At 56.6% G+C, this 16,794-nt stretch carries 19 protein-coding genes and 1 pseudogene; 9 read left to right on the top strand and 11 right to left on the bottom strand.

The window, feature by feature from the left end:
* The first annotated feature begins 33 nt into the window (after positions 1-33).
* On the top strand, positions 34-984 hold the full coding sequence (locus AC3WWH_RS03580) for a tyrosine-type recombinase/integrase (protein ID WP_492376889.1): 951 nt from the start codon (positions 34-36) through the stop codon (positions 982-984).
* A gap of 36 nt (positions 985-1,020) precedes the next feature.
* Positions 1,021-1,476, top strand: coding sequence for a hypothetical protein (locus AC3WWH_RS03575; protein ID WP_492376888.1), 456 nt, complete (start codon positions 1,021-1,023; stop codon positions 1,474-1,476).
* A gap of 59 nt (positions 1,477-1,535) precedes the next feature.
* Here the strand turns inward: AC3WWH_RS03575 and ligD are convergent, their stop codons facing one another.
* Positions 1,536-2,459 (bottom strand): non-homologous end-joining DNA ligase, encoded by a 924-nt coding sequence (gene ligD / locus AC3WWH_RS03570; RefSeq protein WP_492376887.1) that lies wholly within the window; start codon positions 2,457-2,459, stop codon positions 1,536-1,538.
* Between the two features lie 963 nt (positions 2,460-3,422).
* Here ligD and AC3WWH_RS03565 point away from each other — a divergent pair.
* The 3 genes from AC3WWH_RS03565 to AC3WWH_RS03555 all read left to right on the top strand — a co-directional run bounded on the left by AC3WWH_RS03565 (position 3,423) and on the right by AC3WWH_RS03555 (position 5,964).
* Complete coding sequence (locus AC3WWH_RS03565; RefSeq protein ID WP_291149038.1) at positions 3,423-3,746, top strand: hypothetical protein; 324 nt, start codon at positions 3,423-3,425, stop codon at positions 3,744-3,746.
* A gap of 865 nt (positions 3,747-4,611) precedes the next feature.
* Positions 4,612-4,884, top strand: coding sequence for a DUF5334 family protein (locus AC3WWH_RS03560; protein WP_291149035.1), 273 nt, complete (start codon positions 4,612-4,614; stop codon positions 4,882-4,884).
* Positions 4,885-5,334: 450 nt separating this feature from the next.
* Positions 5,335-5,964, top strand: a complete 630-nt coding sequence (locus tag AC3WWH_RS03555) for an NYN domain-containing protein (protein ID WP_291149032.1) — start codon at positions 5,335-5,337, stop codon at positions 5,962-5,964.
* A 42-nt stretch (positions 5,965-6,006) separates the two neighbouring features.
* On the opposite strand, the gene AC3WWH_RS03550 is transcribed toward AC3WWH_RS03555, so the two are convergent.
* From AC3WWH_RS03550 to AC3WWH_RS03515, 8 genes and pseudogenes are all read right to left on the bottom strand, one after another.
* The gene (locus AC3WWH_RS03550; RefSeq protein WP_492376886.1) at positions 6,007-6,378 is read right to left on the bottom strand and encodes a hypothetical protein; all 372 of its coding nucleotides are present in this window, start codon (positions 6,376-6,378) and stop codon (positions 6,007-6,009) included.
* 102 nt (positions 6,379-6,480) lie between these two features.
* Positions 6,481-6,654 carry a hypothetical protein gene (locus AC3WWH_RS03545; protein WP_192495225.1) on the bottom strand — a complete coding sequence of 58 codons (174 nt, stop codon included), beginning with the start codon at positions 6,652-6,654 and terminating at the stop codon, positions 6,481-6,483.
* Between the two features lie 12 nt (positions 6,655-6,666).
* On the bottom strand, positions 6,667-6,990 hold the full coding sequence (locus AC3WWH_RS03540; RefSeq protein WP_492376885.1) for a cell wall anchor protein: 324 nt from the start codon (positions 6,988-6,990) through the stop codon (positions 6,667-6,669).
* Positions 6,991-7,019: 29 nt separating this feature from the next.
* The gene (locus AC3WWH_RS03535; protein ID WP_492376884.1) at positions 7,020-7,544 is read right to left on the bottom strand and encodes a peptidoglycan recognition protein family protein; all 525 of its coding nucleotides are present in this window, start codon (positions 7,542-7,544) and stop codon (positions 7,020-7,022) included.
* A gap of 317 nt (positions 7,545-7,861) precedes the next feature.
* The gene (locus AC3WWH_RS03530) at positions 7,862-8,692 is read right to left on the bottom strand and encodes a hypothetical protein (RefSeq protein ID WP_492376883.1); all 831 of its coding nucleotides are present in this window, start codon (positions 8,690-8,692) and stop codon (positions 7,862-7,864) included.
* Positions 8,693-8,695: 3 nt separating this feature from the next.
* Positions 8,696-9,145: a GNAT family N-acetyltransferase gene (locus tag AC3WWH_RS03525; RefSeq protein WP_058325645.1), complete on the bottom strand. Its 450-nt coding sequence runs from the start codon at positions 9,143-9,145 to the stop codon at positions 8,696-8,698.
* A pseudogene (locus tag AC3WWH_RS03520) lies at positions 9,142-10,551 on the bottom strand (hypothetical protein); the annotation flags it as partial. The pseudogene AC3WWH_RS03520 and the gene AC3WWH_RS03525, both read right to left, overlap by 4 nt.
* Positions 10,542-10,859, bottom strand: a complete 318-nt coding sequence (locus AC3WWH_RS03515; RefSeq protein ID WP_492376882.1) for a hypothetical protein — start codon at positions 10,857-10,859, stop codon at positions 10,542-10,544. The pseudogene AC3WWH_RS03520 and the gene AC3WWH_RS03515, both read right to left, overlap by 10 nt.
* A 24-nt stretch (positions 10,860-10,883) precedes the next feature.
* Between AC3WWH_RS03515 and AC3WWH_RS03510 the strand changes: the two genes are divergently transcribed.
* Genes AC3WWH_RS03510 through AC3WWH_RS03495 form a run of 4 tightly spaced genes read left to right on the top strand, consistent with a single transcriptional unit; the run spans position 10,884 to position 14,584 of the window.
* The gene (locus AC3WWH_RS03510; RefSeq protein WP_492376881.1) at positions 10,884-11,804 is read left to right on the top strand and encodes a restriction endonuclease; all 921 of its coding nucleotides are present in this window, start codon (positions 10,884-10,886) and stop codon (positions 11,802-11,804) included.
* 20 nt (positions 11,805-11,824) lie between these two features.
* The gene (locus tag AC3WWH_RS03505; protein WP_492376880.1) at positions 11,825-12,775 is read left to right on the top strand and encodes a DUF5655 domain-containing protein; all 951 of its coding nucleotides are present in this window, start codon (positions 11,825-11,827) and stop codon (positions 12,773-12,775) included.
* A 2-nt stretch (positions 12,776-12,777) separates the two neighbouring features.
* Positions 12,778-13,596: a DUF429 domain-containing protein gene (locus AC3WWH_RS03500; protein WP_492376879.1), complete on the top strand. Its 819-nt coding sequence runs from the start codon at positions 12,778-12,780 to the stop codon at positions 13,594-13,596.
* A gap of 52 nt (positions 13,597-13,648) precedes the next feature.
* Positions 13,649-14,584, top strand: a complete 936-nt coding sequence (locus AC3WWH_RS03495; protein ID WP_492376878.1) for a restriction endonuclease — start codon at positions 13,649-13,651, stop codon at positions 14,582-14,584.
* Positions 14,585-14,728: 144 nt separating this feature from the next.
* On the opposite strand, the gene AC3WWH_RS03490 is transcribed toward AC3WWH_RS03495, so the two are convergent.
* Together AC3WWH_RS03490 and AC3WWH_RS03485 are read right to left on the bottom strand one after the other, a co-directional pair.
* Positions 14,729-15,589 carry a hypothetical protein gene (locus AC3WWH_RS03490; protein WP_492376877.1) on the bottom strand — a complete coding sequence of 287 codons (861 nt, stop codon included), beginning with the start codon at positions 15,587-15,589 and terminating at the stop codon, positions 14,729-14,731.
* A 34-nt stretch (positions 15,590-15,623) separates the two neighbouring features.
* Complete coding sequence (locus AC3WWH_RS03485; protein WP_492376876.1) at positions 15,624-16,652, bottom strand: hypothetical protein; 1,029 nt, start codon at positions 16,650-16,652, stop codon at positions 15,624-15,626.
* Between the last annotated feature and the right edge of the window lie 142 nt (positions 16,653-16,794).

Here is a 16,794-nt window from a genome sequence, read left to right as displayed (position 1 = left end):
AGATATTGAGGCAATCTTGGAGGCTAGTCGACCATGTCCCTCGTCATCTATCGTCGCGGCAAGATCTGGCACTATCGGGGCACGATTGCCCACAGAAGGCTACGAGGCTCTACTTTCACGGCTGACAAAGAAACAGCAGAAAGGATCGTCGCCCAAAGGGAGTCGACCGAGTGGAAAAGCGAACTCTACGGTCCCGAGGCAGTCCTGACATTTTCACAAGCCGTCTCGCTCTACCTAGATGCCCAAAAGTCCGATCGCTTCCTCGTTAAGCTAGTGAGCTACTGGAAGGATACCCTTGTCCGTTCAATCAACTCCGGAAAGGTAAGGCAGGCAGCAGTCGCTCTTTATCCGAACGGCTCAGCGGCCACGAGGAACAGACAAGTCATCGTGCCGATGCAGGCGGTCATCAACCATGCAGCGGACATGGATCTGTGCCGGCATCTCAAGGTGAAGCGCTTCCCGGTCGAGACGAAAGCCAAGGAACCGGCAACTTGGGAATGGGTGCAGAAGTTCATGGCGCAGGCGAACCCGCATCTTGGGGCGCTGTGCTGCTTCATGTTTCTGACTGGAGCCCGGATATCGGAAGCCGTGAACGTTCGTTGGAAAGACTTGGACTTGTCTTCGGGTACGGCGCTTATCCGACAGAGCAAGGTCAGAACAGAGCGGAAGGCTCACATGCCGTCGGTCCTCGTCGAGGCGATAGGCGGCATTCAGAGCAATAGAGAACCGAGTTCGAAGGTGTTCAAGTATTCATCGCTCTACAGCGCCAAGTGGCCATGGCGCGCGGCCGTCCAACGAGCCGGGATCAAGCCACTGACATTTCATTCTTGCCGCCACGGCTTCGCAACGGCGATGCTGCACAAAGGGGTTGACCCGATCACAGTCGCCAAGCTGGGAGGCTGGAAATCAGCCCACCACGTCTTTGCCACCTATGGGCACGCAATGAACGATGAGACGCTGGCAGATCGGATTGTCGACGCTTAAAGTTGATGTCGTACTCAGAGACTTGGAAAGCCGGACGTGACCACGAAGGCCCTCATCAAGCAGGCTGAACTAAACCGACTGGCGGCGGTGGCAAAACGCCATGGCATCACTATAGAGATCGAAACGGAGCACTATAAGCTCCGATTGTACTCGACCGACCCGACGGACGAAGAGGCGACAACTCCGGAACCGAACCCGTGGGACATCCCCTATAGCCAACATCCGCCCGAACCGATCCAGCCGCCTTTCGACCACCGTGAAGCGAAAGCGATGAAATATCTGATGGCATTCGGAGCCGAAACGCCGATCGACTGGTATAAGCTGAAGAACTTCGGACGGCACACTCAGGAGAAGCTTCAATCACGCGGATACATCGACGTGAGCGCGGAGTCGGATCGCCAAGGGAACCCGGATCAAATCTGGCTCACCAAGGCCGGCCAGAGAGCTATGCGTGCGCTCGATGCCCACCGGTCAAAGTACCCGGTACTTTGAAACGGCCCGAGGATCGCCAGACCCGAAACTGCGCGGTCGGGCGGATCCGAAGTGACGGCTCAGGCCTCGATCTCGTAGACGGTTTGCTCGTCGAGAGCATGCACCCCCTTGAACGAAGGGTGCCGCAGTTTGCCTTCCTGTGTCCATGCTCGATATTCGACCAAAGCGACGAACAGCGGTTCCGCGAAGACCGCGCCCTTTCTCTTCAGTGGGACCGGGGGACGTTTCGTCGGGATCGCGTCGAGCAGCTGCCGCAGGTCGGTCGATTCCTTGATGCTCCATCCAGTGCCGCACCCTCCGACGTAGACGAGATCATCACCCTTCCTCGCGGCCAGGAGCAGCCGGCCAATTGCGCCTGGCATGGTCGACGGCTCATAGCCGACGATCACGAACCAGTCGCGGCGAGCGCATTTGATCTTGAGCCATTCCGGTCGACGGCCAGAGTGATAGGGCTTATCTCGCCGCTTCGCGATGATGCCTTCTAGTCCAAGTTCGCAGGCGGCACGGAAGAATTCCGCCCCATCCGCATCGACCTCTTCGGAAAGAAGGATCGCGCCGTCGCGGCCGGCTAGAAGCTGCTTGAGAAACTGCCGGCGCTCGGCCTGCGGTTGCCGCCGCAGGTCGCGACCGTCGAGGTAAAGAAGATCGAAAGCCATAAGGAGGATTTCGCCGGGGCCATGTAAGCCCGGCCGGCGCCCGAGGGCGCGCTGCAGCAAGCCGAAGTCCGATCGGCCCTTATCGTCGAGCACGACAGCCTCGCCGTCGAGGATCGCGGTATTGACGCCGAGCTGCGGCGCCTCTGCTGCAATGGAGGGGAACCGATTGGTCCAGTCGTGACCATTGCGCGTCAGGATCCGCACCCGGCCGGGCTCAATATGCAATTCAGCCCTATAGCCGTCCCACTTCACTTCGTATGACCAAGCCGGCCCAGGTGGTGGCTTGTCGACAAGGGTCGCAACGCACGGACCGACCCAGCTCGGCATCGGATCTGCCGGCGGCGCGGGAGGCTGTAATTTCTTCGCTGTTTTAGCCATGGCGCATTAACGCATGGAACGCAGAAAACGTCTAAACTGGCTGCATCGTTAGCGCCGGCGGCACTGCTGGATCTCATCCTTTACGCTAGGGAATTCGCTCTCTAGCAGTTTGCACATGTCGTAGAGTGCCGAGTTATAGCCGTCCACGTATCCGTCGTCGTACGAATTTGAAGATGACTCGCTGCAGCCAGCAAGCAGCAGGGTCGCCACGATGATCAACTTTCGCAATGTTCCCCTCCCCACGTGTCAACCGCTCTTCATCCTAGCAACGCATAAGCCCAATAGGTCTCAACCATCTCAGTAGCTTTGCGTGCGGTGCCACCGGTATTTCGGCTGACAGGGCTCGGTCATGGGTCATACAGCTCCCGTCCGGCCGCTTTGCAGATCTTTCGCCAAACTCTTCCGCCAAGTAGGGGTATCCGGAGCAGTTCGGCCGATGGCACATTCTTCAAATCTTCAGCCGTCTCATATCCGAAGATTTTGAGCTCCTGAAGGAGCCATGGGTGCAAGTTCAAGTCTTCGAGCTTCGTCATGCCCGCATAAGAACAGACCCTGTCACAGGGCGCAATTGTCGGATTCGACATGGTGCGACCCGCATTCACAGACCGTTTCCCTTGGCCCCAGGTGCCGGCGGGGCCTGGACCCGGACCTAAGTCCGGCATGCTCAGGCAAAGGTCTTAGCCGCGTTGCTGGATCCGAATTCACCCGCCATGGTAGTTGCGCACCAATGAACACCGGACAGCCCTCCGTCATTGGCGCCAAGTGACCCCAGAGCGCGACCCCAGCCCCAAGCGACCCAGCGCTCTGGGGCCTGCCCTCAAGGGCGAGGTTCCACAAACAGCCGAGCGCGCGGCAGTTCATCTGAGGTTCAGGCTTGAGGGACCAAGCTGAGAACGAGAGAGGATGCGTCAAATGAATAAACTATTCCCCACCCTCGGAGCCGTAGTCCTAGCGGCATCCTTCGCACTACCGCTAAACGCCGCTCCGATCTTCGTGCCGAAACCCGAACAAGTGCAGGCCGGCGATGTCGAGCAGGTAAAAAACCGGAAACATCGTCATGAGCACGCGGATCGCCACTGGAAACGGCGATACGCCCACCGTCCCTGCGATTACTACGGCCGGTGCTACCCCCGCTATTCCCGGTATTACGGCTATCGTGATCATTACCGATACGGCTATCGAGACTATTACCGCTACGAACGGCGGCAAGGCGTGACAGTATACTTCGGTTACTAGCCGGCAGCACCCTGTTTGAGCAGCGCACTTTCCTTGGCTCCGCGAGACAGCGGGGCCATTTCTTTATCCGGCCCTGTCCCGAAATCTATCTAGGTGTCTCCGACAGTAGCGGCTTCTCGGCGTGGTGCTTCCGAAAGCACGCGGCACTAGTTCGTCGCATTCGAAAATGGCAGCAACGCTAATTTAGCATTTCAGACTCGACTCTTCATTAAGTTGTGCCATGATCCCCGAGGGAATTGGGGGTAATACAATTGAAATCTGTTATATTTTCGCGGCTTAGGCTGGCCGTGGCGATGGCGTTTGCCTTATCGAGCTGCACGACGACGCAGGCAGAATTTCGCAAAGATCCCGCTCGGGTGACGAAGTCCGCGCTCTGTCGGACCTTCATAACCAACACCGACCTGGCCTTCACACAGGAACTGACTGGCGAGCTGGCGCGTCGCCGCATCGACCCCATCGAATGCATGAATATGGTGCAGCAGGAGAATCAAGCTGCAGCCGCCGTTGTCGCTGTTGCATTGGTCGGAACCGCCATTGCCGTCTGCGCGAACAACAACTGCGGTAGCGGCTACTATCCTACCTACCCCGGGAATTGCCAATACGAGTGGCAAACGGATGCCCGAGGCAACCGTTGTGGTAGACGCAGCGCATCATCAAAGCCTGGGGGGTGGTAATGCGATTTGGGAAGTTTCCGATCCTCGCGCGGTATGCATTGGCCACAGCGCTGGCTCTCATTTCTACCACTTTCGCCTCCGCACACGGCGGGGGATGTCGAAAAAGCTCACCGCCTGGACAGTGCTGCCACATGGACAAAAAAGCTGGCTCTGTCCACTGCCACTGAGATCAAGACCCAAGAGAGGACTAAATGAACCGTATGATTTTGTTCGCCGTGACCGTCGTGCTTTCCGGTCCGGCTTACGGCTGGGACGGAACCGACACAGAAACGGGCGCGTCGATCGAGATCGGAAAGGGCAATTTAGTTCGGGAAGGACGGGATATTGAGATCTACGACTCCGAGACCGGCGACTATCGCGATGTGACGATCGAGAACATTGATCGGTACGGGTCAGACGTGGAGATCGAAGTTTACGACAGCGAAAGCGGGGAGTACCGCACTTTCGAGATGGAGGACAACTGATTGTCTGGCATCTGCAAAACAAAAGAATGCCTGATTGGGAGGCTCCTGTTGACTACGATGTTGCTGACTGTTTCGGTCCTTACGACCGGTTGCGACAATTGGCCGTGCAAAAAAGGTAAGCCGTGCGGCCACGCCTGCATTTCAAAGCAAGACACTTGCCACAAAGGTTGATCTGAACCTCTGGTCTCAGTGCCTCGTGGCCTCCGGCTTAACCTCTATGTATCGGCCGATCGATGATCTCGACGGATAGGCCGAAACCGAAGGAGCATTCTTCAATAATGTGCTATAATCGCAGCTAACCCCTCAGAGGGTAATTGACTGTTAATGGGTACGGCACTATCTCTCGACTCAAGTTGGATTTTCCGACAACGAGATAAACGGTGAGACAGCCCATCCGATAAGTGCTGCTATAGCGGTGCTTGGATGGGCTGGATCCGTTTAAGGGGGGCCATGTATCTCGCGCGGTATGCCATCTTGCTGGATGGCGGGTTCGTTACCCGGAAGCTCAAAGAGTCGCTGGGAAAACCAGCTACCGCTGATGACATTATGGCATTATGCGACGAAATTCGCGCGAATCCCAATCTCAAAAACTATGAGCTCTTGCGCATATACTACTATGACGCTCCACCGTCAGGCGAAACAATAAAACAGCCGGTCAGCGGTGAAGAGTTTCAGCTCGCGTCAACCGAGCGCTACCGCCACGCACAAAGCCTGTACGACCAGCTCGAACTGAAGGACGGGGTTGCGATTAGGATGGGGGAGACTCGTCTGACACCCCACCAGTGGAAAATGAAGCCGCGCTCGGCGCGACAATTGATCAAAGAACCGCGGCAAATCGAAGACCGAGATTTCGACCTTGATATCGGCCAGAAGGGCGTCGACATCCGGATTGGACTGGATATGGCTAGGCTCGCACTACGGGATACAGTCCGTGCTGTAGCAGTAGTCACAGGCGATAGTGATTTTGTGCCTGCGTTCAAATTTGTCCGCCGTGAGGGCGTTAAAGTCATGCTGTGCACGCTTGGGCATAAAGGCGCTCGCCGCGAACTCAAGGCGCACGCTGATTTCGTCCTCTCCTAGGAATGTTCGCATTGGAAGCGAGTGGTGCTTTCGCGCAAGGCATCATCTCTGAAGTTGTCCGCCTTCCCTCTGGCTCGCCTCAATCCGCTGTAGGATCTCACGAGTAACACGCATATCAGCTGCCAGGCTGTTTAGCGTGTTCTCCACCGCGCGCATCGAGGTCGCGGCCTCGGCGGCCTGCTTCTCGACAGAGACAAGCCTGAGTTCGTGGTTGTCGATCTGACGAATCGTCGTCTCGATCTTCGTCACGCGGTCCTCAAGCTTCCCGAGGCTTGTCGCGTGCGCATCCTGGTTCGCGGCCATTCGTTCCCATGTCATGCCCCAAGCAACCAGACCGCCGCAAAAGCCAGCGAGGATCGCGATGGTGTTTAGGTTCCACTCCCATTTCCAGACTGGTGCTCGGACGGTAGGCATCTCTTCATTCCCGCTGCTCACTCTTTGCCCCTCGTTTTTTCTGCAATGCCACACGTGATCAAAAAGACCGGCCCCCGAGGTTGAGAGCCGGCCGGATGATGCTTACTGCTGGTTCTTCGGCGCAAGGTAGGTCAGGACCGCTGGCAAGCCGATCGTGAGCGCGTAGAGCGCGAGATAACCGTACCAGGGCGTGCCTTCAGGCATGAACGGGATGCCGACAGTGCCGACACCGGCGCCGCCGACTGCGGCAGCAATTGCTTTCGAAACATTCTGCATGTTGGTTCCTTTCTACTGAGCCGCGCGGGCTTCTTTGAGGGCGAGGGAAACGGTGGCATAGGCCGTGGCCGCAACAACGAGCGCGTTGGCGGCCGTGACGCTGGACGGATCGGCGCAGATGACGCGGACGCCGTCGTAGGCGGCCTTCTCCTTGGCGATAGTCGAGGCTTTGATGTTGCCGGAGGCCGAGGCTGCGATGAACGCGGCGTGGGCCGTCTCGAGCAAGGCGCAGGTCTTCGGCAGGCCGTTCTTGATCGCGGTGTCGATCGAGCCGGTGGTAGTGGTGCAAGCGGACAGCACAAAGGCCGCCGCCGATACGATGATCAGCGAACGCATGTTCGATTCCTTCGATGTTGGGAGGTTGGTTAGAGGCGTGCTTTAACTTCGGCGCGCATCTTGTCGCCGCATGCTTTGGCGCCGATGACGTTCGGCGCGAACGGGAGCCGGGTGAAATCCCACTTCCCGGCTTGCTTGATGCCCAGGTTCGGCTTGACCTCGGCATGGGAAAGGATCGTCTTCGGGGTGACCGGGATTTTGTAGAACTCGGCGAGGTGCGCGATGACGTCCATGGCGCGATGCCACTGGGTTTCCGTCATCGGGAACTTGCCGGCATGGAACGGGCTCTCGATAGCTCCGGCCATGCAAGCGAGCGAAACGCCGATCGATCCGGTGTTGCAACCCCGCGTATGGGCGGCATAGTCGTCGTCGGCGGTGCTCACGTTGTCGGCAATGGTGTGATCGCCACGGACCACGTTACCCGAACCCTCGACGATGATGTGATAGTGCTCCTTGTCGAGTTCTGAGGCTCGATAGGCGCCGGCGCTCCAATGCGCGATGATACGCGACATCTTCACCGGCTGGAGCCATTCCAGCGGCAGGCGGTATGTCATCTTGAAAATACCTCTCAAAGGGACAGGTTGTAGAAAGACTGAAAAGCAACGGGGAGACGCGGCAACGGCTTTGAAGGGCTCCAAAGATCACGTCCGCGTGGAAAGGCTAAATTAACCCGCTCCCCGCAATCTATGGTCGATTGCCATTGTCCCTGCACGTTACAACTGGCACTCAGAGCCGCAGCCCCATAGACCCCGGGGCTGCGGTTTTGCCGTCGGGCCAACGCGGGGAAGTTCGGCAGGACAAGTGAGCTCGTCGTTTGGCGAGGTCGCTCGCAATTGAAATTTTGATTTAACTCTTCCTTGGCAGCGCCATCTTAGATTGCCCTGAAATAGGGGGAGAAAATGCAGAAACTCAGGGAACTAGGACGGCGCCGTCTATGGGTGAGAATGCCGAAATTTCGACGGGCGCTCGAAGCTGATGCCTGCCCGGCGGAGCTGAATGACCTTTTCGAGGCGTATGCACTCGCAGCCGAACGGTTAGAAGAACTGCGAGCAGCAGAACAGCCAGACCAATGTCTTGTATTCGAGTACGAGGTGGCAAGCAGAGGGATCGAAGAGGAGGTAACGCCCGTCTGAATGTTGCCAGCGTTGGCGATGCTGTTTTTGATGTTCCCGGCGTTCGCCAGGCCAGTTTGCACCGTGCCGGTGTTGCCCAGCTTATCCTGGATGGTGCCGCCGCTCGCGATCGAGGACATGACGTTCCCGGTTTTCGGCACGGTCGTTTGCAGAGTGGGGCCGGCACCATAACCAGTATACTGAGGCAGCCCGATTTTCGTCGGGTCGCCAGCAGCCGGTGCGCCGGACGTATCGACAGGACGCCCGAGCAGATCGTTCAGCTTCGCCGACTGACCAGCGGCCAAGGTCGCAAGGTTCAGTTCCGCCTTGTCGCTTTGGTTTTTGATGGCTTGCTGACCAGCAGACAGCGTTTGTGTCGCCGTATAGGTCGGAAGATCATAGACCTTGCCACTCGTGGGATCGGTCCACTGCTTCGTGCCGGTCTGGCTGTAAGTCAGGGCGCCATCGGGCGTCACCTGGTTGACGTTGCCGAGCGTCTGGTTCGCAATCGCCGTTCCGATGTTCGTGCCGGTCTGCGCGGCCGCGGTCTGTGCCGGATCCGGTGCCTTCGGTGCTTTGGGCTTGCCCATGTGTTACCTCCGATTGACGGGATGCGCCCGCCATTCGTCATCAGTTAAAGTGAACAGGATTTCCGCCTCATCCCGGCCGCGAAGCCGGGGAATCCGGTGAGCCGTGAAGCCGAAGCGCTCGGCGATTTCGATCATGACGGCGTTGCGCTCAGAGACGCGCAAAACGACCATCTGGCAGCTGAGCTGGTCGAAGGGATAGCCGAACATGCCCTTCAGCATCGGCCGGGTCAGCCAGCGCCGGCTGATTGAGGCCGCCGACAGTTCAATAACGCCAGCCTCTGGATTGTAGTTGTGGAAGACGACACCGGCAGCGAGCCGATCGGCGTCGATGAGCCCCAGCGACGTGAAATTCTCCCATCCGCGTTCGCAGCCCGGAATATTGGCGGCCACAAACGACCCAATCGCCCGGTTGATCTCCGGCGCGCTTTCGCCGCCCCAGAGAAGGAACGTCATGCGCTGGCCTCCCCTGCAGCCACCTGCAAAGTGGCGAGGTCTATTTCGAGGTCGAGTTTCACCGCACCGCCCGAGGTGATGACACACCCAACGGCAAGCATGTCGCCAGTGGCGCGAACGTTCTGGCGGGAATCGTATCTGATGAGTTCAGACACGCCATCCCATACCGCCACATCCCACAGACCGACGTCCCATTCCGATGAATTGATGTTTCCTTCGGTGACGTCAGAAAACGATGGGGTGGAGCGATCCAAATCAGCGCGGGCGAACAGCTTCACCTTCGGCTTGGACTTGCCGCGGAAATACATATGCGCCATCGAGGCCGCCGCACGCTGCCCGAACTGGCCGGCCGGCGAGAACTGCGAAAGATAGGTGGCGCTGAAGGTAAGCCCGTCATCGGTCCCGGTGATATCGCCTTGCCAGAAATAGCCGTCGAGAGCGCCGAAGAAGAGCCCGCCCTGAAGCGTGGCATAGCACAGCGCCTTCCAGTTGCTGATGGTCGACCAGCGCCCCGTCAGGACGTTGAGAACGAAGGTCGTATCACTTACGACAGTGTTTTCCGGGAAGCTGACGAAGACAAGGTTCTGCTCCGGCCATTGCGTCAGGGTCCAGCCGCCGCCCGTTGCGTTCGCTGCCTTCTTCCATTCGTCCTCGATCGGACGCGAGACCGAAACGAGGCTCAGGGCCTGCCGATCGCGCTGGAATACCTGGGAAATCGGCGTGAGGCCGTCACTCGTTGCAACGAGGACGTCACCGCCTGCCCGGATCCACGCATTCTTTCCGAGCGGCTTGCCGATCTGGTACACGCCTCTGAGGCCGAAGGTCGACGCGCTGGCTGGATCTTCGCCGGCATAAACCGCGACCTCGCCCTCGGTCGAGATGAAAGCGCACATATCCGACAAGCCGTCGCCGCTTTCGAGCGACCAAGAAAAGCCCATCAGCAGAGAGCCGCCCTTTTTCATGACGCCGCCGAGCGGGAACACGACTGCGGCGCCGCCGATCGCGTTGACCGGTAGATAGTAGGCATCGAGGGTCGCGTTCTTCAGGAAGAACTGACGGTTCTTGAAGAGCCAGCCGTAATTGAGCTGGGCCATCGTCGTCGAATCCGAAAACGTGATCGCCGGAGAGGTCGACCAGGTGCTTCCGTTGTAGACCTGCCGAGTGTTCACCCCATTGAAGCAAATGAGGTTCGACGTGCCGGCATTGGTGTGCTGAAAGGTGCACCAGTCGCCACCCGCGAAACCGCTGACGGCCGCTGCGGTGGTGGCCGGTGGAACCGCTGGCGATGACATGTCGTAGATGGCGCTATTCGTGGCAACGAACAGCTTTTCAGTGGTGCCATACTTGTACTTGAAAGCACTTTTGATATCGCCGCCGTCGACGGCCAGCCCCTTCTTTACCGAACCTTCCGGTCGCGCTCGGCGTCGGCAAACATGCGGGAGCGGTCAATGAGGCGAGAAATCTGCTCGTTCGCTTCCCGGTGAGCCTCGGGGTCTTGCTCGGCGCTGGGCCGGCTCGCCTCCATAGCCTTCACCTTGGATCTGATACGGTCGTATTCGACGCTCATACGCGTCCTGAAGTCCAGGCGGAGATCGTCGCGGACATCCGGCGTATCCAGCAACAGACCCAGGCGCAAGGAACGCTGGAAGGTATTGTAGAAGAGCGCGACATCGAGAAAATCGTCGGCGTCGTCGCCGCCAGCATCGCCGAACACACAATCGAAATACCTGAGATCGTCGTGCTGCCCAGCCGCGAGGTCAACTTCTGGTTCGAGGATTTCGACCTCAAGGACTACGGACACATTCGCTACCAGCCGATTTCTGACAAAATCCGAATCCGCAACCTCCGTGACGACACGCAACGGGATCTGGCGCGGTCGGTGGCAGGTCCGAAGGAAGGGCAAATCGAGAACTACATCGTCAAGCACCTGATCGACATGGACCAGGTGGACTATGACACCCAGTCTGACCTGCTCTACAAGCTCGCCGGCCAAATGATTGCGCATCTGCGTAGCTACCTTGAAACCGAGGAAGATGTGGAGAACGTCGCGCTGGCACATGGCCGCTCGCTGGCGCAATTCATCTTCGAGCAGATGAGGGTCCATTACCGGGAAACGCCGGCCGATTATCGCGCCAAGATGGTGCGCTCATTCCGAATGCTGCGGCCTCAGGCGTTCGGCATTTCCTCGATCTCAAAGCGCTTGCCGATTGCCCAGGCGGCAAAGCCGCTCTCGGACACGCCTGGCTACATATTCTACGGCACAAAAAAGAGCCCCTATCAGCAACACAAGTTTGATTCAGACGCCGAGCGCCGTTTCGCGGCGCTGATCGACAATGGCTCTGAGGCCGATGTGCTTCGCTGGCTCAAGCCCGCCAGTGGCCAGTTTCAAATCGAATACCGCGCTGGCAAGGCCTATGAGCCCGACTTCGTGATCGAGACCTCGAGCGAAAAAGTCATCGCCGAGGTCAAAGCCGACAGGGAGATGAAGGACGAGGTCGTCGAGGAGAAGGCGCGTGCTGCCGAGAAATGGGTGCAGTTCGCCACCGAGCTCGCAAAGGAGACCGGAGCCAAACCCTGGAGCTATGCCCTTGTTGCCGACAGCGACATTACGGAGAGTGCAAGTTTCAAGGGCTTGATGGCCAGGTCACGGCGGACCTAGAAATAGATCTGGAGTCAACTTTGAGCGACATTAAGCTGTTTCACTTCAACGGCCCCCAAGTGACTGAGCTTGCCGGCGCGGCCGTCCAGGTCGAAAAATCGCTTCAGAAATTGTTCGAGGCAAATCTGGAAGCCCTGCTCGGGATCCGGTTTCTCGCCAGTGAGCATTCAACCGGTGCAGTGCACGGCGGCAGGATTGATACGCTCGGTCTGGATGAGGATAATTCGCCGGTCATCATCGAATACAAGCGCTCGGTGAACGAGAACGTCATCAACCAGGGGCTTTTCTATCTCGACTGGCTGCTCGATCACCGGAAGGAATTCCAGTGGTTGGTTATGGAGCGCCTTGGACCGGAGGCTGCCAAGGCAGTGGACTGGACCGCGCCGCGACTGCTCTGCATCGCCGGCGACTTCACCCGATATGACGAACACGCGGTGAAACAGATTGCCCGGAACATCGAGCTCATTCGCTATCGCCGCTTCGGCGACGAGCTCTTAATGATTGAGCTCGTCCATGCGCCGAAGGCCGCTAGGGTGATCGCGCCGGCAGTCCAGAAAGGCGCAGCACCGGAGACGTCGCAAAAGGAGGAAGGAGACGAAGCCGACCCCTACTGGAGGAACCGGATGGGCTATCGCCTCTCTCAAGCGTCAGCGGAATTGAGAGACATCTACGACGCCGTGCAGCAATTTGTCGTTGGACTCGGCGACGATGTGCAGGTCAAGGAACTGCAGCAGTATACGGGGTTCAAACGTTTCAAGAATTTCGTTTGCCTGCAGATCTACCCGCAGGCGCGAAGCGTGGTCGCCTACCTCAGACTGGATCCGTCCACAGTGGACCTCGAAGACGGGTTCTCCCGCGATGTGACGAATATCGGCCACCACGGGACTGGCGATTTGGAGCTGTCGCTGAAGTCGATGGCGGATTTCGAAAGAGCACAGCCCCTGCTGCGACGGGCGTATGAAGGGGGATGAGTTTGCAGGCCAACGTTATCTCCGTCGTCGGCTTTGATTCGGCCTGGACCGACAACCCGAAAGCCCCCGGAGCAATATGTGTAATTCGCCTGGATGGCGACGGCGCGCATTTGTATCTCGCGCCCCGGCTCGCCTCGTTTGCGGAGGCACTGGATGTTATCCGACGCGAGTGCAATGATGCGCAAAAATGTGTGGTCGCTCTGGATCAGCCGACAATCGTTCCGAACCTGACCGGCTCGCGTCCGGTCGACAAGGTCGCCGGCTCGCTGATTTCCTGGATCGGCGGCGGGGTTCAGCCTGCCAGTCGGTCGAAGAAAGGTATGTTCGATGACGCTGCCCCCATTTGGCGCTTCAAGCAGGCGCTGGGAGCGATAGAAGATCCCGAGTTGGCACGAACAGCATCGAGCGGCACCTTTCTGCTTGAAGTTTTTCCGGCGCTAGCACTGGCCGCTATCGAGAACGCGTTCTGTTCGCGGCTTGCAGCCCCGAAATATAATCCTGCCAACCGGAAGCGTTTCAGGATCAATGACTGGCAGGCAGTCGCCGAAGCCGTCAGACGATTCGGCATGCTGAATTCGCTGCGGCACCTGGACGAATGGTGTTCGGTATCGGCGAGCTCTGAGACGCCGAGGAAGGCCGACCAGGACAAGCTTGACGCATTACTCTGCGGTCTGGTCGGCTTGCATTGGCTTGTCGCTTCGCGCGACCAGTCAGTAATGATCGGCGATCTGGAGAGTGGCTACATGATTGCGCCGGCTTTGGAAGGCGTGCACAGCCGGCTGATCGCTGCGGCCACACTCCGTAACGTGCCTATTGCGTAGTGCTTGTGATGCCTGGATTTGGGTGAAAGACAAAGTGCAGTAGGGGCGGAGCGTGAAGAAAAGAGCGAATCCGATCAAACCGTCGAGCATCCGCTATATTAAGCTGGGACGCGGCGGAATATTTGCGAGAGATGGCATCGACAAGGGGCGCCTCAACTTTGGATATCATTCGATCGATCACAAGTTATGCCTCGCAAACAATTGGGATGGAGTTGAGGCACAGCTGCGTTCGAGCCGGAAGTCGCAAGGCGCGCTAACCAATGGCGTTCGCGAGCTTCGTGATTTCTATACCCTTGATGACAATTGCCTTTGGGTCACATTCGCGGACAAGCATCTCTATTGGGCTTTTGCCGAGCCCAGGGTCCATTTCGTGTCAACAGTTCCAGACACGCCGAGCCGCTATCGCCAAACGATCGATGGTTGGAAGAAAACTGACATCGAGCTCAATCCACTCAGAATGAGCGCGCTGAGCTCCCGTCTAACGCAACTTGCCGCCTACCGGGCGACGATATGTTCCATCAGGGACGAGGACTATCTGTTGCGCCAGATCAACTGCCGACCTGACCCTGTCATCCTGGAGGCGCGCCAGGCGCAGGAGAGACTCTTCGACTCGGCTGAGAGACTTATCAAAGGGCTTCATTGGTCGGACTTTGAAATTCTCGCCGATCTAATATTTGCCCGCTCCGGTTGGATCAGGAGCACCCAGGTTGGCGAGGGGCTCGCCGACATAGATATGGTCCTTGAACAGCCGACAATCCGTGAGCGTGCATTCGTGCAAGTCAAGTCTCGTGCGAGCCAATCGGTTCTAGACGACTACAGATTGAGATTTGTCGAGAGTGGATGCGACAGGTTCTTTTTTGTCTGCCATTCTCCGAAAGGCAATCTATCACTCGCCAGACCGAACGAGCATCTTTTTACAGGAAGAACCTTAGCCGAGACTGCGGTGCAGAACGGGCTCTTCCAATGGCTGATTGAACGCTCGGGATAGGGCTTGATCACGGCACTCGGACTGCACGCCACCGTTGCGAGATCTGCCGCACCCACGCGATGCTGATTTCTCTTGATCTCAGACGCCGGTGCGGAAAGTGACCGGGGTCGCACTTCGGGCACGACCTTATCAAGCGCTTTCGCCTTAGATGTATCGGGCAGCGTTTTGTTTCAGGATGACGCAAAGCGTTATGGTGAACCAGTTCAGTGCTGGCTTTATTAGTGGCTCGCAGGCTGCGTCCGATCCGCCCAACTTATCAAGATCCAAGTTCTCGGCAGAAAGCATATTGTGGAACAGTCGATTCCTGAAGGTCACAAAAAACGAAGGAAATTCGCCATAGGGAACGTCAATCTTGCTCGCAGCAGGATCTATCGTAGCTTTTAGCTTCTCTGCAGATATTACATAGTCCTGTATCTGCCTGATATACCTCGCGTCCCAGGCTAAATTCCCTTTTGAATAAAAGACCTCCATCTTCAAGTTGTCATAGCCGCCCTCTTTGGCGAGAACTGATACAAATTTTCGGAATATGGCTAGGTCTCCATCCCGCGGATTTTGCGGGAGTGCCTTCAAAAACTCGAGGGATTTATAGTAGTCATGCTCAACGCTCGTATAAAACAGAGGCAGGGCTACAGATGTCATTTCGAGAAGTCTATAAATGTGGAGGAAGGCCTGCGTATACTGATTTTCGCTCCAGCACGCCAGGGCCAAACAAAGCTCACCTTTAACCTTTTCCCAAAAATCGCCATTAATTCTTGAGGTTTTGCTTAGATATTTTTCGACGTCGTCAACCGATATATCTCCATCGAAGGCTGACGTTACTATTTCTTTAAGCGATGTCTTTTTCAGCTTTCTAGGATTTTGGGTTAGAAAGCAATGTCTCAGCTTGATTACCGAGCCATCTGCTTTGTTCTGCAGGTTGACGGTGCCGCAAAGTATCCTGAGGCACTCGAAGGCGTGCACTCCGTCTTCATTAAGGCCGAAAGGTTTCCGAATGCCGAGCTGCAATAGCCCATCTCTGATCCTGAAAGTCGACGGCATTTCAGTCAGTCATGGTTTCATTGAAAAATAATTCTTCGAGCTGGGATTGGTCAAACAAGCCGAGCTCAGCAATATTCTCAATATAAATCTTGCTTAGTTCTCTCCGGTATTTTCCGACATTTACCTTCGATGTATTAATCGCATCGAAGGCTGACTCGAAAGTGCTTATTTTCTCCCTGAATTCTTCAGGAGAAATCGCTCTTAGGTCGTCAAGAGATCGTTTCGCACCTACAGTAAAACCTATGATGTTATTTACCTGACGCATCCAGTCCTTGTTTTGATCAATAGCTTGAAGACGTCCAACTTCACCCAAGATATCTGAGAACGTGTATTCCTCGTTTGTTATATCCGATTCCATCACACGGCCGACTAGTATTTCGTCTAGCTTACTTTCGATTATTTTGGTGTTCTGGTTGTGCAAGCTGTCCGACAGATATGCAGTATAGGCTTCAGCAACATCGGACATCCGGAAGGCATTCCGTATCTTCGTTCCTTCTGTCTGCTTCTCACTTACTACTTCGAGGTCCGTGCCGGAAAGATCGATCGCTCCTTTTGTCAGCATCTCGATCTGATGTCGAGCAGTCATAGGTTTCTGGCCGTTATTGAGAGTGATCATCCTGTAAAGAAGTAGGTCATATCTTTCCGCGACGATCACATTAACGTATAGGGTGCGGCTTCCTAAGTATCCGGAAATCTCAGAGGCATCTTTGAGAGTTATCATCCTTTGCATACCGTCGAGGATGTATCCGTCAGAAATATTGGTGTTAATAAAATTACTCAGAGTCTGAGCATTTGCTTCAGTCGAAAGAGCCTGGTTTACAAAGGCAAGCGTAATCGGCGGCATGACGCAGCCAGAAACTATGTCATTCCGCAAGCGGTCATAAAATTTTTTGCTCTGCGCTTTCCTTTGTTCTCCAAAGCGATCTAATAAAGGAAATATATGTGCAATCGCGTAATCAAAGTTTGTGGCGGCGGAAATGAACGCGCTCTTGATGACGGCATCGTGTGAAACGTGCAAAGCCTCAATCATACATTGAGTCCGATCGTTATTCTCTTCCTCGGCTCGTGAGGAGAAGCATGAATTCTGTTTAACCCGACAATGTTGCTGCAACGTCGGATGGTGATTCCGAATGTTCAGCACACTCGGCGGGTCGCGTCCAGGGGCTTTGCAA

Source organism: Ensifer sp. EB106-03-01-XG145 (genome assembly GCF_058792075.1).
This window is presented reverse-complemented; position numbering and strand designations above follow the sequence as displayed.

Bases quoted from the DNA above. Each gene is read 5' to 3' on its own strand.
- AC3WWH_RS03580 (WP_492376889.1), top strand. From the start codon at position 34: ATGTCCCTCGTCATCTATCGTCGCGGCAAGATCTGGCACTATCGGGGC.
- ligD (WP_492376887.1), bottom strand. From the start codon at position 2,459: ATGCCGAGCTGGGTCGGTCCGTGCGTTGCGACCCTTGTCGACAAGCCA.
- AC3WWH_RS03565 (WP_291149038.1), top strand. From the start codon at position 3,423: ATGAATAAACTATTCCCCACCCTCGGAGCCGTAGTCCTAGCGGCATCC.
- AC3WWH_RS03560 (WP_291149035.1), top strand. From the start codon at position 4,612: ATGAACCGTATGATTTTGTTCGCCGTGACCGTCGTGCTTTCCGGTCCG.
- AC3WWH_RS03555 (WP_291149032.1), top strand. From the start codon at position 5,335: ATGTATCTCGCGCGGTATGCCATCTTGCTGGATGGCGGGTTCGTTACC.
- AC3WWH_RS03550 (WP_492376886.1), bottom strand. From the start codon at position 6,378: ATGCCTACCGTCCGAGCACCAGTCTGGAAATGGGAGTGGAACCTAAAC.
- AC3WWH_RS03545 (WP_192495225.1), bottom strand. From the start codon at position 6,654: ATGCAGAATGTTTCGAAAGCAATTGCTGCCGCAGTCGGCGGCGCCGGT.
- AC3WWH_RS03540 (WP_492376885.1), bottom strand. From the start codon at position 6,990: ATGCGTTCGCTGATCATCGTATCGGCGGCGGCCTTTGTGCTGTCCGCT.
- AC3WWH_RS03535 (WP_492376884.1), bottom strand. From the start codon at position 7,544: ATGACATACCGCCTGCCGCTGGAATGGCTCCAGCCGGTGAAGATGTCG.
- AC3WWH_RS03530 (WP_492376883.1), bottom strand. From the start codon at position 8,692: ATGGGCAAGCCCAAAGCACCGAAGGCACCGGATCCGGCACAGACCGCG.
- AC3WWH_RS03525 (WP_058325645.1), bottom strand. From the start codon at position 9,145: ATGACGTTCCTTCTCTGGGGCGGCGAAAGCGCGCCGGAGATCAACCGG.
- AC3WWH_RS03485 (WP_492376876.1), bottom strand. From the start codon at position 16,652: ATGATTGAGGCTTTGCACGTTTCACACGATGCCGTCATCAAGAGCGCG.